General features: G+C 66.2%; 19 protein-coding genes and 1 pseudogene. 14 read left to right on the forward strand and 6 right to left on the reverse strand.

Going from position 1 to position 23,198, the window contains the following annotated elements:
• A pseudogene (locus ACFHPP_RS23970) lies at positions 1 to 3,710 on the reverse strand (hypothetical protein); the annotation flags it as partial.
• Positions 3,707 to 4,441: a hypothetical protein gene (locus ACFHPP_RS23975; RefSeq protein WP_437165762.1), complete on the reverse strand. Its 735-nt coding sequence runs from the start codon at positions 4,439 to 4,441 to the stop codon at positions 3,707 to 3,709. The gene ACFHPP_RS23975 and the pseudogene ACFHPP_RS23970, both read right to left, overlap by 4 nt.
• 1,833 nt (positions 4,442 to 6,274) lie before the next feature.
• Between ACFHPP_RS23975 and ACFHPP_RS23980 the strand changes: the two genes are divergently transcribed.
• The 6 genes from ACFHPP_RS23980 to ACFHPP_RS24005 all read left to right on the forward strand — a co-directional run bounded on the left by ACFHPP_RS23980 (position 6,275) and on the right by ACFHPP_RS24005 (position 10,361).
• Entirely contained in the window at positions 6,275 to 7,303 is a 1,029-nt protein-coding gene (locus tag ACFHPP_RS23980; RefSeq protein WP_437165763.1) for a hypothetical protein, read from the forward strand.
• Between the two features lie 23 nt (positions 7,304 to 7,326).
• Positions 7,327 to 8,376, forward strand: coding sequence for a hypothetical protein (locus ACFHPP_RS23985; RefSeq protein WP_437165764.1), 1,050 nt, complete (start codon positions 7,327 to 7,329; stop codon positions 8,374 to 8,376).
• A 216-nt stretch (positions 8,377 to 8,592) separates the two neighbouring features.
• Positions 8,593 to 8,844, forward strand: a complete 252-nt coding sequence (locus ACFHPP_RS23990; protein WP_437165765.1) for an AAA family ATPase — start codon at positions 8,593 to 8,595, stop codon at positions 8,842 to 8,844.
• 179 nt (positions 8,845 to 9,023) lie between these two features.
• Positions 9,024 to 9,797 carry a hypothetical protein gene (locus ACFHPP_RS23995; protein ID WP_437165766.1) on the forward strand — a complete coding sequence of 258 codons (774 nt, stop codon included), beginning with the start codon at positions 9,024 to 9,026 and terminating at the stop codon, positions 9,795 to 9,797.
• Positions 9,798 to 9,825: 28 nt separating this feature from the next.
• Positions 9,826 to 10,215: a hypothetical protein gene (locus ACFHPP_RS24000; protein WP_437165767.1), complete on the forward strand. Its 390-nt coding sequence runs from the start codon at positions 9,826 to 9,828 to the stop codon at positions 10,213 to 10,215.
• Entirely contained in the window at positions 10,215 to 10,361 is a 147-nt protein-coding gene (locus ACFHPP_RS24005; protein WP_437165768.1) for a hypothetical protein, read from the forward strand. The genes ACFHPP_RS24000 and ACFHPP_RS24005 overlap by 1 nt, the downstream gene beginning before the upstream one ends.
• Before the next feature lie 39 nt (positions 10,362 to 10,400).
• On the opposite strand, the gene ACFHPP_RS24010 is transcribed toward ACFHPP_RS24005, so the two are convergent.
• Positions 10,401 to 11,681 (reverse strand): MFS transporter, encoded by a 1,281-nt coding sequence (locus ACFHPP_RS24010; protein ID WP_437165769.1) that lies wholly within the window; start codon positions 11,679 to 11,681, stop codon positions 10,401 to 10,403.
• 298 nt (positions 11,682 to 11,979) lie between these two features.
• On the opposite strand from ACFHPP_RS24010, the gene ACFHPP_RS24015 reads away from it, so the two are divergent.
• The 7 genes from ACFHPP_RS24015 (at position 11,980) to ACFHPP_RS24045 (ending at position 19,611) form a co-directional block, all read left to right on the forward strand.
• The gene (locus ACFHPP_RS24015; RefSeq protein ID WP_437165770.1) at positions 11,980 to 13,008 is read left to right on the forward strand and encodes a glycerophosphodiester phosphodiesterase family protein; all 1,029 of its coding nucleotides are present in this window, start codon (positions 11,980 to 11,982) and stop codon (positions 13,006 to 13,008) included.
• Positions 13,009 to 13,105: 97 nt separating this feature from the next.
• Entirely contained in the window at positions 13,106 to 13,618 is a 513-nt protein-coding gene (locus tag ACFHPP_RS24020; protein ID WP_437165771.1) for a hypothetical protein, read from the forward strand.
• Between the two features lie 282 nt (positions 13,619 to 13,900).
• Entirely contained in the window at positions 13,901 to 14,155 is a 255-nt protein-coding gene (locus ACFHPP_RS24025; RefSeq protein WP_437165772.1) for a hypothetical protein, read from the forward strand.
• Positions 14,145 to 14,339 carry a hypothetical protein gene (locus tag ACFHPP_RS24030; RefSeq protein WP_437165773.1) on the forward strand — a complete coding sequence of 65 codons (195 nt, stop codon included), beginning with the start codon at positions 14,145 to 14,147 and terminating at the stop codon, positions 14,337 to 14,339. Before ACFHPP_RS24025 ends, ACFHPP_RS24030 begins: the two co-directional genes overlap by 11 nt.
• 459 nt (positions 14,340 to 14,798) lie before the next feature.
• Entirely contained in the window at positions 14,799 to 16,745 is a 1,947-nt protein-coding gene (locus ACFHPP_RS24035; protein WP_437165774.1) for a PrkA family serine protein kinase, read from the forward strand.
• A 17-nt stretch (positions 16,746 to 16,762) separates the two neighbouring features.
• A complete protein-coding gene (locus tag ACFHPP_RS24040; RefSeq protein ID WP_437165775.1) occupies positions 16,763 to 18,061 on the forward strand; it encodes a YeaH/YhbH family protein in 1,299 nt (432 codons plus the stop codon).
• Complete coding sequence (locus tag ACFHPP_RS24045; RefSeq protein WP_437165776.1) at positions 18,058 to 19,611, forward strand: SpoVR family protein; 1,554 nt, start codon at positions 18,058 to 18,060, stop codon at positions 19,609 to 19,611. The genes ACFHPP_RS24040 and ACFHPP_RS24045 overlap by 4 nt, the downstream gene beginning before the upstream one ends.
• Before the next feature lie 283 nt (positions 19,612 to 19,894).
• On the opposite strand, the gene ald is transcribed toward ACFHPP_RS24045, so the two are convergent.
• From ald to ACFHPP_RS24060, 3 genes are all read right to left on the reverse strand, one after another.
• Positions 19,895 to 21,010: an alanine dehydrogenase gene (gene ald / locus ACFHPP_RS24050; RefSeq protein WP_437165777.1), complete on the reverse strand. Its 1,116-nt coding sequence runs from the start codon at positions 21,008 to 21,010 to the stop codon at positions 19,895 to 19,897.
• A gap of 229 nt (positions 21,011 to 21,239) precedes the next feature.
• Entirely contained in the window at positions 21,240 to 21,380 is a 141-nt protein-coding gene (locus ACFHPP_RS24055) for a hypothetical protein (RefSeq protein WP_437165778.1), read from the reverse strand.
• A 98-nt stretch (positions 21,381 to 21,478) separates the two neighbouring features.
• On the reverse strand, positions 21,479 to 21,670 hold the full coding sequence (locus tag ACFHPP_RS24060; RefSeq protein WP_437165779.1) for a hypothetical protein: 192 nt from the start codon (positions 21,668 to 21,670) through the stop codon (positions 21,479 to 21,481).
• Positions 21,671 to 21,815: 145 nt separating this feature from the next.
• On the opposite strand from ACFHPP_RS24060, the gene ACFHPP_RS24065 reads away from it, so the two are divergent.
• Positions 21,816 to 23,195 carry an MmgE/PrpD family protein gene (locus ACFHPP_RS24065; protein ID WP_437165780.1) on the forward strand — a complete coding sequence of 460 codons (1,380 nt, stop codon included), beginning with the start codon at positions 21,816 to 21,818 and terminating at the stop codon, positions 23,193 to 23,195.
• Positions 23,196 to 23,198: the final 3 nt, after the last annotated feature.

Consider the following 23,198-nt stretch of genomic DNA (forward strand, 5'->3'; position numbering starts at 1 on the left):
TTACGCGCGGCGGTCGCGTTGAGGGTCCAGATGGCCTCGGCCATGAGCCTATTTTCTGTGGGAACGCGGGCATAGTCCGCTGCGGTCGCAGCTGCGACCGCAGCGGAATTGGCGTTCGTGGCTCGGATAATCGCCGCCCGCCGTTCGGTTTCTGCGTCAAAATCTCGTGCGGTGAGGACCGACGCCTGTGGCATGGTCCGCATTGCGGTAGCGGTCTCCGCGGGAATGCCGTCCACCATCCAGTGCGGAGGCAGGCGAGGAGATGTCGGCGCACCCGGCGCGATTTGTGGGGCTGGGGAAGCCGGAGTGCGCGGACGAGGTGCGGGACTATGTGCTGGCTTCGCAAATCCCCCAGTCGGCCGCTTGGTCCAGTTTCCCCAACTTTGAGGAGCGGTCGTGTTGGCAGCGACGCCCGGCGCAACTCCTCTATCTAGCGTAGATGAGGCGGAGCCTGCGGGTTGCGCGGATGTCTGTTCAGGGATTGGCGACGTGGCGGCTTTGTCGGTCGATGCGGGCGCTTCGACCGTAGCCTGCGTCGGCGCAGCGGGTGTGTTGCTGTTTGTTGAGCCTGTATTTGTTCCGCCGGCCGGATCATTGGTCGGTGCTGGCGACGCCGCGGCTTCGGCTGGTCGATCAGGGATGGCGCTCCCGGCCGCGACCTCTGGCGCAGGAACCGGCTTAGCGACGACCGCGGTGGTTGTCGGCGATGGCGGCTGCGCAGTGGCCGTGGCCTTCTGGGAGGCGGGCGGGTTCGTTGTGGACGGTGGTGCCGCGGGCGCGGCGACCGGGGCCGCAGGCGTCTGCGTGGTGGCCTGGGCCGGCGGAACCGAGGCCGGGGTTGCGGACAGGGGCGGGTTTCTGGGCACGGTCTTGGATTTTGGACGCTGCAGTGGACGGGGTTCTGGTTTGGCAGAGGGCGGGGCGGCGGGCGATTGCGTGGTGCCCTGGACCGGCAAAGCTGCGGCCGGGGTCGGGGCAGAGGGCGGGGCGGCGGTCGTTGTTGTCGTCGCTGGTTGTGGTTGCGCAGCGGCCGGCGCCGGCTGGTTGGCCGACGCATTGTGTGTGGATGATGGGTCAGCGTGCGCGGCGACCGGTACCGCGGGCGGTTGCGTGGTGCCCTGGGCCGGCAGAGCTGCGGCCGGGGTCGGGGCAGAGGGCGGGGCGGCGGCCGTTGTTGTCGTCGCTGGCTGTGGTTGCGCAGCGGCCGGCGCCGGCTGGTTGGCGGGGGAAACTGGTCCTGTGCCTGTGACGGGCCCCGGCTTGGTTCCGTCGCCCTTGGTGATGCCAGCGGATGCGATCGCTTCGACCACTGCTCGTTGACGCTCTGCGCCTGGCTGTGTGCTTTTGATGGCTGCCCCGGCGGCCCTGCAAACGGCCTCCACGTCCACGCTAAAATCGCGCGCGGTCAGGTAGGCTGTGACGAGCTCGGCGTCGGCGCCGACACCTCGTAGCGGCGTGTTGTTCACGGATTCTACAGCGACCGCCAGAAGCTTTGTTTTCGCAACATCGCGTGTGAGAGCGGCGGCCGCGACGGTGGCCGCCTCGCGGATCAACCGGCGGCCGTCCTCAGCGGTCGGGTCAGCCAAGGTGGCGCGGCCACCGATCAGCTGGAGGTCTGTCAGACAGATTTCAGCACAGGCCACCGGGGCGCCCCCCGGCCACGCTGCCGGCGGCTTGGCGCGCAGTGTTGCCTCGAGTTCTGTCAGGTGCGTCCGGTTGAATCGAGGAATGATCGAGGAGGGCGCCTCGACCGGGGCCAAGACGGGCGCGATGATAACCGGTGGCGCAGGCGGGGCTGCTGCCGGTGCTGGCGGTGGCGCCGCGACCGGCTCGCCTGGTTGTGCGGCGGGCTGCTCGATCGGCGGCGATACGGATGGTGTCGTGATCGACGTGGGGTCAGTGTGGACGTCGGAAGGCGGGTCCGCTGGGGTGGCGACGTCGGGGGTGGTCACTGCAGCCGGCGCGGCTTCGGGTGGCGGCGCTTCGACCTGTGCGCGTTCAGCGAGGATTCGGTCGTGTGCAGGCCGGCCATTGCTATCAAATCGCGCCTGGAGCCGGGCGAGTAGGGCCTGGTCTAGGCCGGCTAGGCGCTGCGGATCCAGACCGGCATCTACCAGCGCATCGAGAGCCCGGTTTGCGGTCCAGGCGCCACGGTTTGGTCCGCGTGTGGAGATTCGCTCCTGCATCGACGGATCGAGGGTGAGTACCGTTCGGACGGCGGTGTCGGCCCAGGTCGGATCGTCAATCGAAATGCGGCGTTCCACGTCGCGTGTCGTTGGTGGGGCGAGGATCCGCATGTCGGCCTGGGCGCGAGGTCGGACCTGGACGCGGGCGGTATCGGCCGGGAGGGTGTTGGCGGTGGCGCGGAGGGAAAGCACGACGCTTCGGGCGATGCGCTGTTCATGGGCGGCGCGGATGCGGTCGACGCGGGCGCTTTCAGAGCGCTGCGCAGCGGCGTCGAGCTGAGCGAGGGCCGCCTTAGGCGAGATGCTGGCGGACACCACCCGGCCGCGGGCAATAGCGCGGAGGCCCCGCTCCCGCTCCCTGGCGCTTCGTGCGACCGCGTCCCTTGCTTCCCTTTTTTGGCGTGCAGCGGCGCGGTTGGATGCGTCAGGGTCTGCCCGTCGGCGCCGGTCTGCTGCGGTAGGCAGGAGCAGGCCCTGAGTACGAGCAGTAATCCAAGCCATAATCTCGGCGTGTTCTGGTTCGTGCCCATTGTCGAGAAGGGCCGCCTCCCGGACGTCGTAGAGGGCGACCGCATCCCGCCGCGATCCGTCGGGGTTCTCCGTAACAAGGGGGAACAGCGTGACGATAGTCTCGCCCCGCTTCGTTTTTTTGTCGCCGATGGCGAGCTCCCAGCCCGCCTCGGCGAGAATGGTCTGAACGGCGTCGGGGTTTTTCCCGTCAAGGGATCGGCCCAGTTCTGCGAGTTGTTCAGCGCGGCGCGCCGCAGCGCTTGGTGGATATTTGGTTTGAATTTCGCGGGCGAGCTCGATCGAATAGGCCGTGTCTTCGTCAAACGTCGCCTCGATCAGGCCGCGCTGCTTGCCGCGGCGTATGCGGTCGCGCATTGCCGTTTCAAGCGCCGGCATCGCCTCTGGGTAGCGTTCGCGAATCTTTGCCTCGACAGCGACAGGTCGGGAATAGACCGTCGCTGGCCAGCCTAGCGCATGAGAGATGCGCACTGAGGCCACCGCCCGGGTAAGTGCGTCGTCGTGGAGGCTGAGTGTCTGCCCGTCGGTGCGGGTGCGCAGATACACGACGTGGATGTGATCGCCGCGCTGATGGCGCCCGCGTTTCGTATGACGGACCGCGAACCAGGCGATGGGCCCAGCCGGTTGAGGCCGGGGCTTGTCGGGACGCCATTGCAGCGTGTCGAGTAGGATCGTGACGGCGATCTGGGCGTCCTGGTCGGAGACCTCGACGCGGACCGGGGCGTTGATTTGAGCCCGGCCAGTTCCGCCGACGGGTTTGCCGAGGCGTTCGGAGCGGCGGAATGCTCGATTCAGCCGTACGTAGCCAAGGGCTTGATCGTGGAGCCGTGCCAGCTCTTCGTCGCGAACCGTGCAGTCATCGCAGATGATGCGCTCGGGCCGGAGGACGAACCCTTGCTGGGCAACAAATTGAATTTGGTCGTTCGCGCCCTCCTTCCAGGGATAAGGGATGGCGCTGCTGAGGTCGTATGCCGTGTTTCCGGTGGTAGTGGTCATGTTGAGACCTCCACAGGGCGGCGGCGGACGGTTGCCAGGGCACGGGTGCGTGCCCGAATCACCTCTGCTAGGACGCGGTCGCCTGTAGTAACGGCGGTCGCTACCGTGGTGCGGAGGGCGTTGGCCGCGTCGATGATCGCTGGCGCAATTTCGACCAGGCGGTCGGTGTCGGCCGCAGAGGCGGCCGCCTGGATGTCCGCGGCGGTAGCTTCAAGGGCGGCGACGCCAGGGAGGGTGTCGGCATGGATCGCATCGAGACAGGCGTTCTGGTGTTGCAGCGCCGCCGTCATTTCGACGTATCGACGGACCAGTCGCGGGAGTGCGGCGGCTTCAACATCGTTTGGATCGCCAGGGGACCGGCGCGGCGCCGGCAAGGCGACGTTTGATGTGGCCGGGGCCGCCTTTCCTTCGTGGATGATGTCGAGTGGTCCGAGACCGATCAGGATGGGTGTAATGTCGCGCGTCGCGGCCGCCTGGAGTACCGCCGCTTCCAGGGACGGGGAGCGCTGGGCGATCTCTGTAGCGATAATGGCGAGTGCCTCGTAGAAATTCCCGGCCCCAAATGTTGCGCCGTGCCTCCGGAGGCGCTCGACGTCGTCTGGCAGAAGCGCGGCCATTGCGGCGCCCAGGCGCTCAGCAACCTGATGATGGCTAGCGCCAAGCTTGAAGCAGCGTGTGGCGCGCTGCTCGGCTTTGGCAGGCTTGGCGTTATGTGGGGCGTCGTTGCTCATGGTCGCCTCGGGCGAGGGCGATGGGCCCCGCGTCTCAGCATTCTACATGGCGGATCATTTTTTTTGGACGCAGGTGTGTGCCTCACCCAGGGTGGTGCTTTGGCGGCATCCTTGGGCTTTGGTGTTGTCCTGGCGAGCCGGATGTGGCGTCTAGCGCCTCGCCGGCGGCCTAGTCGGGGCCCCCATCTGAACCCCTCCCCAGAGCATTTACGACTGGCCAGAATGTGCGGAGAGCACGGGCTGGCGGGGGGTGAGGATGGGGCCAGCTATCCCCGTCGGATGCCCATCAGGGCGGCCGGAAGGTGGCGTTTGCCACCGTAAACGGGGGATCGCTGGCCGAAAGTCGGCGCCCGGGGGGTGTCTCCACGGGCGCCGACTTTCGGCATCTGATTTGCCAGGGGGTCTGTGACCCGCCTGGTTGGTTCGGAGGGGGCGCATGGTGCGCCCCGAATTCCTGCGCTGCTGCGCTGCCTGCGTCGCGACGTGCGACGCTAATTTTGCGGATGATCCCGGGTGCTCGCCGCACCTCAGGGTCAATCTTTTCCTGTCCTGGTTTTGGGCTTGGCGACGCTCTGCGGCGGCGGGACCATGGGCATGCGGATGCTGTCCGAATTGCCTCCATGACGACCCTGGGTTGAGTGCGCGAGGGGTCAGCGAGGACCGATGCGATTGCCATCCTGGGGTTCAGGCAAAGAGGCATCCATGTGTCGGCGGAGAGGCCGGGATGGCGTGTAGCAATGACCGGTCGATGGCATGGAGCCCGCTAACATATTGAGCCTTTGCGTAGATTTGGTGGTGACATGCACGCCTGCATGCCTGCCGTTATGCACTCGGCGCGGCACGGTTTTGCGTCGGCAGCAGTGCATCCATGCCTGCGCGGTCGCACGAAATGACACCGAGTCACATTTTTTGGCACGACGCCTATTTAACGAGACGGTCAGGGCGCCTAAATTATGCGCATGAGCGAGACGTTGACAATCGGTGGTGTGCCTGTCCCGGGAGATGCCCTGGCGGTCGTTGCGCTTCTGCGGGCTGCTGTTCGGTGTGTCGTATCGGCGGGGATGGGGGCGGGGGATGTGGCGTACGGCATCGACGTGCTTCGGGCCACGGGGCCATACGTCGAGACCGTCGCATCCTACGTTGAGAATGTCGGCGCCGGCCGCATCGTAGAGGCTCTTGCCGCCGCGGAGGCTGAGGACCTCGGCGATGTGCGGTTTGGCATGATTCAGACCGGTGAGCGGAATGTCGCTCGCCTCGGTGTGGAGCTCGGTCGGGCGACGGGGCTCCGTCACCGCGGAATGCGAGTGAGTGCCTACCGCGTCCTCGGTTGGGTGGTCCCTGGCAGTTGTCCGCGTCTGTTCGACGTGGATGGCGTCGGAGGCGCGGTTGCCGATGTGGTCCGGCGTGATGCCCAGGCGCGGGCGGGGCGAACCCGTCGGCGAGGGCGCAGCGCAATGTCGCGGCTGCCTTCGGGCCTGATTGTAGTTTCTGAATCAGTGTCGGGGATGTCGACGAAGCAAGGCGGGGAGGTTCGGGCCGACCCGCCGGCTTCTACGGCGCCAGTGCCCGCGCGATCAGCCGCGCCGGCGGCGGCGGCGGAGCAGCTTCCTGATGTCGAGGCGCCGACCTACCCGGCGGTAGCTGAGCAGAGTGCTGTCAATGCGGTCGAGCCCGCGCAGGGTGGCTCCGACCAATCCAAATCGTTTGCACCGGTCGCGCATGCCGAAGCGGCGCCGCCGGCTGCTGAACCCGCTTCGGCGCCTTCATGGGTGCCGTTGACCGAAGTTCCGGCCCGGAACCGACGCTTTTGAACTAGCAACCAAGGAGATTGAAATGGCAAAGCGTAATGCCCCGGCTGGGGCGAGCGGTTCGGCTTCAACGACCAGTGTTCACGGCTACGATATGGTCGCGTTCGATCCACGTAACTGTCGTGCAGAGATGGGCGGGAAGGTTTTGCTCGTGGAGGTGGACAACGAGAAATCCTGTGGAAAAACCACCGTGGCGGATTTGATCATGAGCGAGATTGAACGACGCGTCCGTGGAGGCGTGCCGTCGGTAATGTTCCATTTACATGAGGTGGAATCCGCGCGTCGCCTGGGAGGAAAGTACGATCAGATCTACTCCACGGGGTTCGATAAGATCGTCGCGGAAGCGCGGGTGGACGCAGTGCAACTTCCAATGCCGAGCCTCCGAGCGCATCTGCAGCGTCGTGTTCCTGTGTTCCTCGATACAGGGGCAAATACTTTTGCGACCGTGAACGGGGTGCTCGAGATGATGCAGAGGAGCGAAATTGCGAAGTTCGTCCGCGTGCGCATCGTGATCGTTCCCGCCAATCGCGACGCTATTACAAGCGCGCTCAACATCGTCGGCCCCCTGACAGCGGCCGATGATATTCGCCGGGTCATCATTGTGCAGAATTTCAACGACGAGGATATGGCCCTAGTCGACAAGAACCTCCGGGAGAGGCTTGATGAGCAGGTCCGTCGTGTGATGGCCGGAGGCGGCATGGCGATCCGCATGCCCTGGTGCGCCCAGGTTCCGAAGGATGGTTTCGTCGATTCATTCGGCCAGCTTATTGGTTCCGGCTACCGCGAGGTCCTGGGCATCACCGAGGCCCTGCGCCGCATCGAGGAGGAGGAGGACACGATGTCGGAGGCGGAGAACGAGGAGCTTACCCTAAAGGTCTTTGCCGCGCTGAAGATTCACGAGTGGGCAAAGCGGGTGATGTCGGATGTTGCGGCACCGATCGTCGACAGGCTTGAGCAGTTGCACGGGGATCTTGAGTGTAAACTTTTCGACCCGAAGGCGGTCCGCCGCGAGTTCATTCCTGGTTCGGCTGAGGGTGCTGGCAAGGCGGCCTGACGGTGGCAGGAAGCGACGAAATTTTGAGCCCGCTGCTCGATAAGCTCCGTCGCGACCTCTTGGGAGAGAAGGAACCGGCGAGGGCGGCTACTCGCGTGATCAGGCTGCTGACTCTCGGGACGCCGTCGGCTCTGATTCTCGGAATCTGGTCTGACTGGACGCGACTGAACCAGCCACTAACGGTGAACCGTCGTGCCAAAGGTGCCTTCGACACGGCTTGCGACATGGTCAACGAGGCCGTCGCCAGGGCTCGAAAGATTGAGAAGGCGGAGCGTGATTCGCTGGACGCAGCAGGGTTCGTTCAGCGCCGTCCGGTTCTGGAGCTTGCTCCGGTGGTCAGACGTGACTGGATCGATGATGCCAGGATCCCACGCGGAGACATGTCGGCCTACGACGTTGCCGTTGTCAAGGTAGACGAGGCATGGCAGGCCTGTGGGGCCGATATCGCCAGATCGATCTGCGCGGGAGTGTCCGTATGGCCTCCCTGGTGGAAGGACACGCGGCGCAACACTCTGCCTGGCAGCCTAGATTTCGGGGTGCCTCCAGATGTCAGCGACCGTCGGATGCAAAGTGCGCTCGTCCGCTGGGAGGGAGGTCCTCTTCGGCAGGTTTTCGATTATCTGACTGCGGCGCCCCTCCTGCTCACGTCGGATCGCACGGAGATGGAGGAATCCGTGCGTCAATTTCTCAGGGCCAGCGAAGCTAATACGGGATTTTGGGACGCACAGTTGACGGATGCGCCGCTGCTATTGGCACAACGACTGCTTGAAAGCGCTTCCCGTCGGGAGGGTCGGCCTGCCCGGTACTATGCCGTCACCGCGATTTGCTCGGAGGTCCGAGCTCTCGCAACCGGCTCATATATGGACACCGTAGAGAATTGCATCTGTGATGCGCAGGTCGAGCTAACGGTTGTTGTCGACGTTGCCGCGCGGGCCTGGCTGAGGCGTTTCCGTGCCTCTGCCGAGGAATATGCGTCGCTCGCCAAGTGCACCAGCGAGGGTAATCGCGTGATGAGTAGTCTGGCACTCATTCGCGATCGTCTTGGCGATGTTTGGCATGTGGTCGCACGCTAGTCTGCCTCGCCTAGCCTCGCGATTCTGATTTAGACCTAAGAAATTCCACGTCGGCCGACACAACCTCTATAGAACGAGGGATCGATGTCGGTGGCGTTATTCGAGAGATAGCGGCGGCTTCCGGTGCATGTCGCTGGTGCCAGCGGGCTTTCTGACGACCAAGCGGTGCCGCTGCGGCTTGCTGTTGAATGGTCATAGTCGTGGCGTCGCGATCCAGTGCGAACGCAGCAAGTTTTCAAACTCGAAGGGCCGGCTGGCCCCGGTAAAACAGAGGTTGCGCGGCATATCGTCGACGCGGTTGGCGCGGAGGGTCCTGCAATCCTCGCCTATGCCGGAAAGGCGGCTTCGGTTTGGCGCCAGCGGGGGGGGCTAGCTGCGACGACGATTCACGAGAGAAGGAACAGCTCGGCTGGGACGCCTTCCGGACCTTATTATGCTTCTGGTGAGGCACCGCTGTCAGTGGAATAAATCAGCGAGGTTGTACAGAATCCGGTGTTATGCTCACTCTCAATGCCGCCGAGGTTGCCAGAACGCTTCGCACCATAGCTGGCCGCGCTTATCCGAGTCTTAACCTGCCCGAGTTCGCGGTACAGGTCAGGGCGGAGGAGAACAGGACAAGGCACGGAGATTACAGCTGGGGTCCTCAAATGGCGACGAACCAGATCCGTGTGTTCAATCTGGCTCGGCCTACGCGTGAGGTCATCAAGACGCTTATCCACGAGCTCGCGCATCACGTCGACTGGGCTCAGCGTAGGACGACAGATCACAGCCGCCGCTTTTTCACCGTATATAAGCATCTCATTGAAACGGCTCATAAGATCGGTGCCATTGATCTCAGTGCGGGTTTCGATTGCGTAACCACACGTGACATCGTCCAGATGGAGAAGTTGCTCGGTCCACTGCGCGTGGGAGCGCGCGTCACAAGGCCATCCTGGATCGTCAGGGTGGGGGAAGGTTTCGGCGTCAGGGATGGACTGAAGGCGCAGCGATTCATCTACAGCTCCACCGAACGGGCCTGGGTCCGTGAGGCTCCGGGCGGGGAGGCGGAGGCAAAGGAAATCGCCGCTGAGGCCGAGCGCCTGGGTGGACGGCAGGTGACATGTGTACCGTTAGAGACCCGGGAGATCGAAAGCATTTACTTCGTGGTGGTGCCACGGGCGCCGGCGACGGCCACGGCAGCCTTGAAGGGGCTCGGGATGTCCTGGCGAGAGGGCGTCGGGTGGTTCCGGCGATTGCCCGCGCGCGAGGCGGTCACGCTGCGGGACCGCCTTGTCAGCATGGGGGTCGGGGCAGCCCGGACAGTCGGGAAACTGCCGGAGCCAACACAGAAGGCGGCGGATCGCCCGGCCGCCGGCGTGATGCATTACCGGCGGGCGCCGCCCGTCTGGAGGCCGTTCACGTTGAAGCGGCCCCCGCGGTGAGCGGCGCGAGTTCCGGGGGTAAGGCGGCATGAGCAGGGCGGCGCAGATGCTAACGGTGCGGGTGCCGCTGGTCATCAACAAGCGCGGTGGGCGCAAGATGGTGCTGGCGCCGGACGGTGTGCCGTGGGCCTCGCCGCAGTCGCCGCGGATCAACAGCACGCTGGTCAAGGCGGTGGCGCGGGCATTCCGCTGGCGTGGACTGCTGGAGAGCGGGCGCTACGGCACGATCAAGGAGATGGCGGCGGCGGAGCGGATGCCGGAATCCTACCTCTGCCGATTGCTGCGGCTGACGCTGCTGGCGCCCGACATTGTGGAGGCGATACTGGATGGCCAGCAGGAGGAAGGGCTAACTCTGCCGCGGCTAATGCAGCCATTCCCGGCCGTATGGGCGGAGCAGCGGCGCGCTTGCGCCACCTGATGGCTGTTGCTGTTGACCCCGTGAACCCGGTGCTGGTCGAGGCCGAGGACGTGCTGATCGCCCGCCATGGCCGCGTCCTGGCGGCGAAGGCGCTCGGGCTCGAGGCGGTGCCGGCCATCCGGCTCGGCCATCTGACCGAGGCGTAGGCGCGCGCCCTGCTCTACGGCCTCGGGCGCTGAGACCGCTCAGGCGGGCCGTGGCGGGGCCACACGCACGTTCCGCAGCGCCAGCACCACCACGGCGGCCAGGATGCTGGCCAGCCCCACCGTGACGAAAGCCGGCAGGTAGGTCGCTACGGCGTCGCGCCAGATACCGGCGAACACCGCCGAGGTGGCGGAGCCGAGCTGGTGCGCCGCGAAGATCCAGCCGAACACCACCGCCGCCTTCTCCGGCCCGAAATGCTGCGCCGTGAGCCGCGCCGTGGGCGGCACCGTGGCGACGAAGTCGAGCCCGAAGAACACGGCCCAGAGCGTCAGCGCGAACATGTCGAAATTGCCGAAGGGCAGCCAGACCAGAGACATACCGCGCAGCGCGTAATACCACGCGAGGAGCATCCGGTTGTCGTAGCGGTCGGTCAGCCAGCCGGACCCGACCGTGCCCACGAAGTTGAACACGCCCATCAGCGCCAGGATCGACGCCGCAGTCACCACGCCGACGCCGTTGTCCGCACAGAACGGGATGAAGTGCTGGCTGACGATGCCGGTCGAGGACAGGCCGCAGATGAAGAAGGTCCCGGCCAGGATCCAGAACGGGCGCGTCGCCGAGGCCTCGGCCAGGACCCCGAGGCTGAACGCCACGGCGTTACCCGCCGGCGGCGTCGCCGGCCGGACCACCGCCACCCCGCCGAAGGGCGCGAGCCCGAGGTCGGCCGGCCAGTCGCGCGCGAACAGGACATAGAGCAGCGCGCAGAGCCCGAGCCCGGCCACGGCAGGTGCCACCGCGACGCGCCAGCCCTGCGATTCCGCCAGCGCCGCCGCAGCCGGCAGGAAGCTGAGCTGCCCCGCCGCGAAGGCCGCCGTCAGGATGCCCATGGCGAGCCCCCGCCGCTCCTGGAACCAGCGGTTTACGACCGTGGCCGACAGCACCAGCGCCATCATCCCCGCCGCCAGGCCCAGGACGCCCAGGGCCAGCCAGACATGCCAGGGCTCGGTGGTGCGGGTCACGCCCAGCACGCACAACGTGGCGAGCGCGGTGCCGGTGACCACCATCCGCCGCAGCCCGTAGCGCAGTAGCAGCGCCCCGGCGAAGGGCGCGGTCACCGCGAACAGCAGGAACATCAGCCCCATGGCGCCGGAGACCTCGCCGCGGCCCCAGCCAAGCTCACGCGACATCGGCAGGATGAGCACACCCGGCAGGCTGACCGCGGCCGAGGTGCAGATCGAAACCAGGAAGGTCAGCGCCACCATCACCCATGCATAGTCGATGCCGTGGCGGGCGAGACGCGGGGCGAGCACCGAGGCTAGCATGGCGCATTCTCCGGCCGGTGACCGACCAAGCTTATCTGACGCCGCCGCGGCGCGCGCGGCAAGACCTGGCACGCCCCCGCGCAGATGCTGGCTGTCCGGGTGCTACTGGCCGTCCGGAAGCCGCCGGGCGGGCGGAAGCTGGTGTTGACGCCGGGCGGCACCACAAACAGGGGCACCTCTGCTGTGGTGCTGGCCGGCGGCGTGGCTCGGGTGTTGCTGGAGTGACACCACCCACCGAACCGGCGGAACAGCTTGGTCCGGATTACCTTGGCGGAGGCCTGACTGCGGGTGGCGCCAATTGTCGCAGGCGCTGCCGCCGGACTACGCTGCTCATGCACGCCAAGAGCCAGAACAGGGCATTGAACACGCCATGCCGAAGCACTTCTCCAGTCTCACCCTGGCCCTTCTCGTCGCACTCACTTGCACAGCCGCGGCCCAATCGGCCACCGAGTGGCCGCTGGTCATCGCCCATCGCGGCGCCAGCCAATACCTGCCCGAACACACGATTGAGGCCTATCGCCTCGCCATCCGCCAGGGCGCCGATTTCATCGAGCCCGACCTGCTGCTGACCGTAGATGGCATCGCGGTGGCGCGGCATGACCGCGCGCTCGGCGCGACCACAAACATCGCATCCCATCCCACCCTGCCGAGCGACATCGATCAGATCACCTTCGCACAGCTGCGTGGCCTGCAGGCCATCTCTCGCGGGGGCGCGGCCTATGCGCCGCCCGAGGCCGGCCCGGCGGGCTTGCAGGTGCCGAGCTTCGCCGAGGTGCTGGACGAACTGCGCGCGCTCCACGCATCCACCGGGCGCATCGTGGGCGTCTACCCGGAGGTGAAGACCATCGGCCCGGGGCTCAACAGCTACAACCGCGCCGTGGCGGATGCGATGCTGGTCGAGCTCGCTCATCCCCGCCATGGCGAGCTGTTCGACGGCCGCCGTGGCAATGTCACTCTGCAATCCTTCGATGCTGAGGTGGTGGCCTATCTCTCGGGCCAATCGTCGCTGCCGGTGGTTCAGCTTTCCTCGCAATGCCCGACCGAGGCCGATATCCCGGCAATCGCCGCGCGTGCAGATGGCGTCGGCACCCAGGTTGCACGGGCCGATGCGGATTGCCTGCGCCGGCTGCGGGCGGCAGGGCTGTTTGTGCATGTCTACACCCTGTCCAACGCCAATCCCGAACTGCACGCGACCATGTTCCGCAACGGCGTGAGTGGGGTGTTCACGAACGCGCCCGACACGGCCATTACCCAGCGCGAGCAGGCACTGCCCGGTGCCTCGCCGCGCGATTGGGTCGTCCCGGTGCGGCGCCGCCGCCGCGACTGATGCCCCTGCCGCCAAGCCCGCCGAGGCCGCTGAACACACCCAGCGCGATGAACAGGCCCCTGACTCGGCAAGACTCGAACGGAGTTGCGCCGCGCAGATGCTGACCGTGCGGGTGCCGCTGGCGGTCCGGACGCCGCGGGGCGGGCGGAAGCTGATGGTCGCGCCGACCAGCACGGCGAATCCTATCCGCTCGGGCGCCGACACCACGCTGGTGAAGGCGCTGGCCCGGGCGTTCCGCTGGCGGAGGATGATGGAGACGGGCCGCTACGGCACGATCGACGAACTGGCGGCGGCCGAGAAGATCAAATCGTCCTACGTCTCGCGCCTCCTCCGCATGACGCTGCTGTCCCCCGACATCATCGAGGCGATCCTGGATGGGCGACAGCCAGGGGGGATGACGCTGCCGGGCCTGATGGAGCCGTTCCCGGTGGAATGGGAGAGGCAGGTGTTGGTGCTCTGGCGAGCTGCCACTCAGCGCGGCGCTCGGTCGGGCGGAGAGCACGGCTCGTATGGAAACTGGCGGAGCGAGAGGAACCGGGATCGAACGATCTCTGGGGCTGACGTGGAGCGGAAAGAGAAACTTGCCCCGGAAGCGGTTCAGCACAGCTAGGCTGCGGGCCCGCATTCGGGCAATCGCCTGCGGCTACGAGGATGCCGACGACCTCGACCACCTCCGCCGGGATCCTGGCACGGTCGCCCGGATGTGATGGGCTTCTACGAGGAGCAGGGCATCGACTTCGTCTTCGGCCTGCCAACCAACGCTGTCTGTGGCCGCCGTCGAGGACGCCGCCGACGACGTGCGGGTTCGCCGCGCTGAAGCGAAACGTCCCCGGTCCTCCGCCGCTATGACGAGACCCGCTACGGCGCCAGGTCCTGGAACAAGGCGCGTCGCGTGGCCGCCCGTATCGAGGCCAGCGGCATGGGACTCGAAATCCGCTTCGTGGTCACCAGCTTCGGCCGCGGCAGCGACGAATGGGTCTATGACGGGATGTATTGTGCAAGGGGGACAGGCCGAGAACCTGGTGAAGCTGCACGAGGCCCAGCTCGCCTCCGACCGCACCTCTTGCCGCCCGCCTTTGGCCAACCAGCTCCACCTGGGGCTGCACACTGCCGCCTAATGGCTGATGCTGATGCTGATGCTGCGTGACCGAATCCCCAGGCCGCACCCGCTGGCCAGCGCCGGGTTCGCCACCTTGCGGCTGCACATGCTCATGGTCGCGGGCCGCGCCATCATGTCCGCCAGCCGCGTGCGCATCGCCTTTTCCGCCGCCTGCCCGCACGCGGTGCTGTTCCGCGGCCTCGCCCGTAGCTTCCAGCCAGCCGGACTATGAGCAACGGGGCGAATGCCCCTCTGAGCCAGCCACCCCATAACCACCAACGCCGCACGCCTCGAGCCCAACGTCACCGCCGTAAGCGGATGCAAACGCATGCCCAGCGCTCGAGTCAGACCGCCGAGGCCTGCTGCTGCTGCCGTCTGGTGAATAAGACGGGTCAGCCGTCCGCCGAAGCCTTGCCGGCGGCGCCCCCTGTACGGTTGAACTGGGCGCCGCTCTATATGCAGATCACGGTTACGCAATAAGGGCTGGTCGCGCCACCTTCTCGCTCCATCCGCGGTATGATGAATAGTGAGCCGCCTGGTTGTAGGGCGGAACTGGCAATCTATCTGTGGATTGCTGCGACGCGGGAAAACCGGCCTTGCCCTGGCCGAGATTGGACGATCCCGAGTGCCCCGCGTGGGCCATCTCGCTGGCTTCGACGCGGGCCTGATGTCTGTTCGGGTGGAGGAGCTGATGGCGTTCTCCGAGGACCTTTTTTCAGACTATGCACGGGACTACGACCGTCAACGTGACACCACGATGTCCCTGCAGGAATTCCTGGAGGGCTGCCGGGCCGACCCGATGATGCATGCAACGGCGCCTGAACGCATCCTGTCGGCAATTGGCGAGCCGCTGATGGTGGATACCTCGAAGGACGCGCGGCTCGGGCGCATCTTTCTCAACCGCACGGTCCGTCGCTATCCCGCCTTCGCCGAGTTCTACGGCATGGAGGAGACGATCGAGCGGATCGTCGGCTTTTTCCGCCACGCAGCGCAGGGGCTCGAGGAGCGCAAGCAGATCCTGTATCTGCTAGGCCCGGTCGGCGGCGGCAAGTCCTCGCTCGCGGAGCGCCTGAAGGCGCTGATGGAGGTTAACCCGATCAATGTGCTGAAGGCCGGGGACCAGGTCAGCCCGGTCTTCGAGAGCCCGCTCGATCTCTTCGATCCGGAGCGCCACGGTGCATTGCTGGAGGATCGCTACGGGATTCCTCGCCGGCGCCTCGGCGGCTTCATGAGCCCCTGGGCGGTGAAGCGGCTCGATGAATTCCGCGGCGACATCTCCCGCTTCAGCGTGATGCGCGTCAATCCGTCACGCCTGCGGCAGGTCGCCATCGCGAAAACCGAGCCGGGCGACGAGAACAACCAGGACATTTCCTCCCTTGTCGGCAAGGTGGACATTCGCAAGCTGGAGCTGCACGCGCAGAACGACCCGGACGCCTACAGCTTCTCGGGCGGGCTCAACCGCGCCAACCAGGGCATGCTCGAGTTCGTCGAGATGTTCAAGGCGCCGATCAAGATGCTGCATCCGCTGCTGACCGCAACGCAGGAAGGCAGTTACATCGGCACGGAGAATATCGGCGGCATTCCCTTCCGCGGCATCATCATGGCGCATTCGAACGAGGCGGAGTGGCAGAGCTTTCGGAACAACCGGAACAACGAAGCCTTCATCGATCGCATCTACGTCATCAAGGTTCCCTACTGCCTGCGCGTGACCGAGGAGGAGAAGATCTACGAGAAGCTGCTTCAGGGCAGCGAGCTCTCAGACGCGGCCTGCGCGCCGGGAACGCTCGAGATGCTCTCCCGCTTCACCGTCCTGTCGCGGCTGCGCAAGCACGAGAACAGCAACCAGTTCTCGAAGATGCGTGTCTATGACGGAGAGAGCCTGAAGGAGACCGATCCGCGGGCGCGCAGCCTGCAGGAATACCGCGATGCGGCCGGCCCGGATGAGGGCATGGATGGCATTTCGACGCGCTTCGCCTTCAAGGTGCTGGCAGCCACCTTCAACCATGACACCAGCGAGATCGCCGCTGACCCAGTGCACCTGATGTATGCGCTGGAACAATCCGTGCGGCGGGAGCAGTTCGGCAGCGATACCGAGAAGCGCTACCTGGAGTTCATCAAGGGCGAGCTTGCACCGCGCTATGCCGAGTTCATCGGGCATGAGGTTCAGAAGGCCTATCTCGAAAGCTACCACGACTACGGCCAGAACCTGTTCGACCGCTACGTCGCCTACGCCGATGCCTGGATGGAGGATGTGGACTACAAGGATCCGGATACTGGCCAGCTGCTGAATCGTGAGGCGGTGAACCACGAGCTGACCAAGATCGAGAAGCCGGCAGGCATCGCCAACCCGAAGGATTTCCGCAACGAGGTGGTAAAGTTCTCGCTGCGGGCGCGTGCCGCATCCAGCGGCCGCAATCCGTCCTGGACCAGCTATGAGAAGATCCGCGACGTCATCGAGAAGCGGATGTTCAGCCAGGTCGAGGAGCTGCTGCCGGTGATCAGCTTCGGCTCGAAGCAGGACAACGACACGGAGCGCAAGCATAGCGATTTCGTCCGCCGCATGACGGCGCGGGGATATACCGAGCGGCAGGTGCGCCGCCTGGTGGAGTGGTACATGCGCGTCAAGCAGTCGAGTTGAGGCACAAGGCGCCGCGGATGCAGATCGTCGACCGTCGCCTGAACCCGAGCGGGAAGAGCCTTTCCAACCGGCAACGCTTCATCCGCCGCGCCAGGGAACTGGTCCGGGAGGCGGTGCGCGAGGCGGCGGGCGAACGCAGCGTACGCGACCTGGCCCGCGGCGGCGAGGTGACCATTCCCGCCCGTGGCGTGAACGAGCCCCACTTCCATCGTGCTACCGACGGGCTTCGCGAGGATGTCCTGCCGGGCAACCGGGAGTTCCTGGAGGGCGACCGCATCCCGCGCCCGCGCTCCGGCGAAGGCGCCGGCCGGGACGGCAGCCTGGACGGGGAGGGCGAGGACGGCTTCCAGTTCGCGCTGACGCAGGAGGAGTTTCTGGATCTCTTCCTCGAGGATCTCGAACTGCCTGAACTCGCAAGGAAGCGGCTGGTCGAGGGTGACGCCTTCGGCCTGCGGCGCGCCGGCTTCGGGACGCAGGGCTCGCCGGCCAATCTCGCGCTCGGGCGCACCATTCGCAACGCGATGTCGCGCCGCATCGCCCTGCGCCGCCCGAAGCCTGAGGAGATCGAACGACTCGAGGAGGAATTGCGCCAGGCCGAGGCGGAGGCCGGGGAGCCGGCGCGAGCCCAGGCGCTGCGCGAGCAGCTTGCGCTGCTGCGGGCCCGCCGCACCCAAATTCCCTATATCGATCCGATCGATGTGCGCTATCGCCAGCTTGAACCGGCGCCGCGGCCAGTGGCACAGGCCGTGATGTTCTGCCTGATGGATGTATCAGGCTCCATGACCGAGGCCATGAAGGACCTGGCAAAGCGCTTCTACCTTCTGCTCCATCTGTTCCTTTCGCGCTGCTACCGGCACGTGGAGGTCGTCTTCATCCGCCACACGCATGAGGCCAGCGAGGTGGATGAGGAGACCTTCTTTCGCAGTCCGGAGACCGGCGGCACCGTCGTCTCCACAGCTTTCGAGGTGATGCTGAAGGTGATGCAGGTGCGCTACGACCCTGCGGACTGGAATATCTACGTGGCCCAGGCCTCGGACGGCGACAATGCCAGCGGAGACCGGGAGCGCACCGCCGAGCTTCTGTCGAAGCAGATCCTTCCGGTCTGCCAATACTACGCTTATCTCGAGATCGGCCACGAGCATCAGGCCGGCAATTTCGGCTTCGTCCCTCGGGAGACGGAGCTCTGGAACACCTATGACCGCCTGGGCGCGGCCAATCGCCATCTGGCCATGCGGAAGGCCAGCCATCGGCGCGAGATCTATCCGGTCTTTCGCGAGTTGTTCCGCAAGGGAGCCATGGAGGGAGCGAGCCCATGAGCGCCACGGGCGAGGCTGGTCGGCTTCTGTTCCGCGGGTCGGACTGGAATTTCGACACGCTCCAGCGCATCCACGACGCCTGCGGCCAGATCGCGACCGGGGAGTTGGGGCTCACGCTCTACCCCACGCGCATCGAAGTCATCTCGGCGGAACAGATGCTCGATGCCTATGCGGCCAACGGCATGCCGCTGTTCTACCGGCACTGGAGCTTCGGCAAGCGGTTCGCCCGGAACGAGGCGCTCTACCGCGCCGGCGTCAAGGGGCTGGCCTATGAGATCGTCATCAACGCCTCGCCCTGCCTCTGCTACGTCATGGAGGAGAATACGGCGACGATGCAGGCGCTGGTGATTGCGCACGCCGCCTTTGGCCACAACCACTTCTTCCGCAACAACTGCCTGTTCCGCGAATGGACGGATGCCACGGGCATCCTCGACTACCTAGACTTTGCCCGTAGCTACATCGCCCGCTGCGAGGAGCGGCACGGCGAGATGGAGGTCGAACGCGTGCTGGATGCGGCGCATGCGCTGTCCTCGCATTCCATCTTCCGCGTCCCGCGTCGCCGCGCGCTGGACCTGGCCGGGGAGGAGAAGCGGGAACGCGAGCGTCGCGAGCATGAGGAACGCATCTACGATGATCTCTGGCGCACCCTGCCAGCCAGCAGAACCGCGCCCGCCGCGCAGCTCGACGAGGCACGGCGCCGCGCGCTGCTCGAACTGCCGCAGGAGAACATCCTCTATTTCCTGGAGAAGATGGCGCCACGCCTGCGGCCCTGGCAGCGCGAGATCCTGCGCATCGTCCGCAACATCGAACAGTATTTCTACCCGCAGCGGCAGACCAAGGTGATGAACGAAGGTTGTGCCACCTTCGTGCACCACCGCATCCTGTCGCGCCTGCACCGGCAGGGCCGGCTTTCCGATGGGCAGTTCTTGGAGTTCCTGCACAGCCACACCAATGTCGTGATGCAGCCCGACTTTGACGACCGGCGCTATTCCGGCCTCAACCCTTATGCGCTTGGCTACGCGATGATGGAAGACATCGCCGGAATAGCCACCGAGCCGGATGCGGAGGACCGGGAGTGGTTCCCAGATTTCGCAGGCTGCGGGGATGCCCTTGGCGTGCTGTGCGGCGCCTGGGCGAACCATCGCGACGACAGCTTTATCGCCCAGTATCTGAGCCCGCGCCTGATGCGTCGGTTCAGGATGTTCAAGCTGGTCGACAACCAGAGTGAACGGGAGTTGCGCGTCGATGCGATCCACGATGCACGCGGCTTCCGCCGACTTCGGCAGTCGCTAGCGCGCCTGCATGATGTCGGGTGCAGTGATCTCGACATCCAGATCATGGATGTCGACCTGATGGGAGACAGGCGGCTCATCCTTCACCACCACGTGCTTGACGGCCAGTTGCTGGACTTGGAACAGACACATCACGTACTGCAACACTTGGCGGATCTTTGGAGCTATGCAGTGCTGCTGCGCGAGGTAGATGGCACAGGCGTCGTGCTTCGGGAGCAGAGCGCTACTGCACGGCCTGGCATTACCGAGGCGCTTTGATCGGCTTAATTAAGCGGGAGCGGCTCTGGGTGGTGGACGCGGGCCCGCGCTCGGCGGTTGGAACGGCAGGCTGGCTTGCGCGACTTGGCTGAGCGGAGGATGACCATGCCGAACCCTGTTCCCAAGCCTTTCTTCGACGCGCTGATGGCGCGTGCCGGATCTTGCTCGGCAGAGGGGCGGACCGGCGTCCATGCCGCGTCCGGCCTGCTGCTTGCGATGATCGAAGACCTGTACGCGCCGCACCGAACGACACCGTTGTCGTCGGTCCTGCCTCGATCAAGCATCAACCCATCAGTGTCTCCTGCGCCGTAAAAGCCATGCCTAAAGCAGCAGCTACAGCGGGATGGGTGATTTGGCCAGCGTGCACGTTGAGTCCCTGTGCTAGATGAGGGTTCTCCACACAGGCCCGCCGCAGCCCTTTTCCAGCCAGCTGCAGCGTGAAGGGCAGGGTTGCATTGTTCAGAGCAACAGCGCTGGTGCGCGCCACGGCGCCGGGCATGTTCGTCACGCAGTAGTGCACCACACCGTCGACGAGGTAGGTGGGCTCCGCATGCGTCGTGGGGCGGGACGTCTCGAAGCAACCGCCCTGGTCGATCGCCACATCTACCACCACACTGCCCTGCCGCATCCTCCGCACCATCTCCCTCGTAACCAGCCGGGGCGCCGCCGCGCCAGGCAGCAGCACCGCACCGATCACTAGGTCGGCTGCCAACACCGCCGCCTCGATAGCTTCCACGCTGGCGAACTGCGTTGCCACAGTGCCGCCGAACTCGGCGTCCAGCGCCGCCATCACGCGCAGCGAGCGATCTAGCACCGTGACGCGGGCGCGCATCCCCTGCGCGATCCGGGCAGCGTTGGACCCCACCACGCCACCTCCGAGCACAACAACATTGGCCCCGGGCACGCCGGGCACCCCACCAAGCAGGATGCCCGCCCCGCCGGCCTCCTTCTCCAGGCAACGCGCGCCGACCTGCACGGCCATGCGACCGGCGACCTCGCTCATTGGCGCCAGCAGGGGCAGGCCCCCTTGGCCGTCGGTCACTGTCTCATAGGCCACGGCGCTGGCGCTCGACTGCAGCAGCCCGGTTGCCTGGTCGCGGTCGGCGGCGAGGTGCAGATAGGTGAACAGCACTTGGTCCGGGCGCAGCTGCGCCCATTCCTCGGGTTGGGGCTCCTTGACCTTCACGATGAGCTCCGCCGCGGCAAAGACATCCGCAGCCTTGGCGCCGATCGACGCCCCAACCGCCCGGTAGCTAGCGTCGTCGAAGCCGATCGACGCCCCGGCACCTGTCTCAACGAGAACCTGATGGCCCTGGGCCGTAAGCTCCCGCACCGAGCCCGGCGTCAGCCCGACGCGATACTCATGGATCTTGATTTCCTTTGGTACACCGATCCGCATCACCGTTCCTCTCCCCACGCCGGAACAGGGATGCATCGTCGCCCCCTGCCGGACTGCGCCTGCCAGGATGCGCCGCGGCGCCACCGCTGGCGATGGCCTCCACACAAAGTCACCGGCCGCCGTGCAGCGCCCTTGAGACGGGCTGGCGGAGTTGAAGAACGGAGGATTTTGGGCTCATCGTAATCCGCATGTGACAAATGAGCTAAAATCCTCCGCCTGGCCTGCCCCCCTAGAAGTGAGCCAGAGCCTCCGCCTCGGCCAGCGATTCCAGGCAGATGAATATGCGCATCCAGCCAGTCGGCCGCAGCAGCGCCTTCGCCCAGGCATGGCGGGTGAGCGCCACATGCTCCTCCCGCGCGGTCGCGATCATCGCGGCATGGCACGAGCGATCCGCGCGTAGCGCGCGGGCGCGGCGTTCCACCAGTAGCGCGAGAGCGGCGCGGCGAGGCCCGGCAGCGCGAGTGGATGTTAGGACACGTCGATGGCGCGGTTGCGCGCGATGCGGAGCAGGTACGTTAGGGCCCGCGGAAAGGGCGTGGGAAAGACCGCCTCCGCCCTAATATCTCCGCTATTGCCGAAGGAGGCGCGCCCTCCCGGCCGCTGGCGGTCCAGCAGCGCCACCTCGAAGCAGTGGCGTCGCAGATGGAGCGCGACGAACACGCCCACCATTCTCGCGCCAAGCACGATCGCCGAACGCCTCATCACCCCGTTCGCGCCGCCACGCCAGACACATTGCGGCCGGGAAGTAAGGCGGGAAAGGGTCAAGGGCGTTGACCGGCCTCCACCGCGCCGGCAGCATTGCGCAATGACGATCGCAGCCGAAACCCGGCTCCTCCGCCACGTGCTGGAGACAGACGCAGAGGCGGTTCCCGCTTCCGCGAAGGAAGCGGCGCGCCGCTTCCTGTTCGACACCCTGGCCGTTGGCCTCGCTGGATCTGCACATCCCGCGCAGCCTGGGCTGCTTTCCGCCGCCGGCCGCTGGGGTGCGGGTGCGGAGGCCGCGATCTGGGGCGAGGCAGCGCGCCTACCCGCGGCGCAGGCCGCCTTCGTCAACGCCTTCCAGGCGCATGCGCTGGAGTTCGACGCGATCCATGAGGCGGCCGTGGTCCATGTGATGACGCCAACTCTCGCCGCCGCGGTTGCTGAGGCGGAGCGGCAGGCTGCGCTGGGCAGGCCGGTTGCCGGCAGCCAATTCCTCGACGCCCTCGTCCTCGGCGTTGATCTCGCCTGCACCATTGGCGCGGCGGCGCGCGGGCCGATGCGTTTCTTCCGCCCGGCGACTGCAGGCATGTTCGGCGCCTATGGCGCGGTCGCGCGGCTGCGCGGCTTCGATGCCGCACGCGGCGCGGCCGGTGCGGGGCTGATGCTCGGACAGATCCCCGGCACCATGCAGGCGCATCACGAGGGTTCAATCGCGCTGGCGGTGCAGATGGGCTTCGCCGCCGCGGCAGCCTTCCGTGCGGCGGACCTTGCCGAGGCTGGGGTGGCCGGCCCGCTCGCCTGGCTCACCGGCCCCTCCGGCTTCCTCAAAATGACGGAGGCCGGGCATGATCTCGAACCGGGCCTCGCCGCGCTCGGCCGCGATTGGCAGGTGACGCGCCTGGCGCACAAGCCATTCCCCTCCGGCCGCCTTACCCATCCCGCCATCGATGGGGTGCAGCGGCTGATGGCACGCGGCGGCGTGGATCCCGGGCGGATCTGGGAGGTGCGGCTGCACCTGCCGCCGCTCGCGATGCGGCTCGTCGGTCGCCCCCTGGTACCGGACCTGACCGAGAACTATGCGCGGCTCTGCCTGCCCTATGTCGTCGCGACCACGTTGCGCTTTGGGACCGTCGGGCTGCAGGATTTCACGCCCGCGCGGCTGTCGGACCCCGCGACGCGTGCCCTAGCGCTCCGCGTGAAGGTGGTGGAGGACGGGAACAGTGACCCGAACGCGGTCGTGCCGCAGACTGTCGAGATCGTCGGCGAGGAGGGCATGACGGCGCGCATGGTGGTCGAGGCCGCGCTCGGCAGCCCTGCCAACCCGCTGCCGGAAGCGGCGCAGATGGCCAAGGCGGAGGCCTGCGCTGCCGCCGCACGGCATCCCATGCCGCCGGAGCGCCTCCGCCAGCTCGCGACGCTCGTCGAAGCGCTCGCCTGCGCACCGGATGTCGCCGCTCTGGCGAAGGCGCTTCGTCCAGTTTGACCG

The sequence above is a fragment of the Falsiroseomonas sp. E2-1-a20 genome, assembly GCF_051433195.1.
Taxonomy (GTDB): Bacteria; Pseudomonadota; Alphaproteobacteria; order Acetobacterales; family Acetobacteraceae; genus Falsiroseomonas.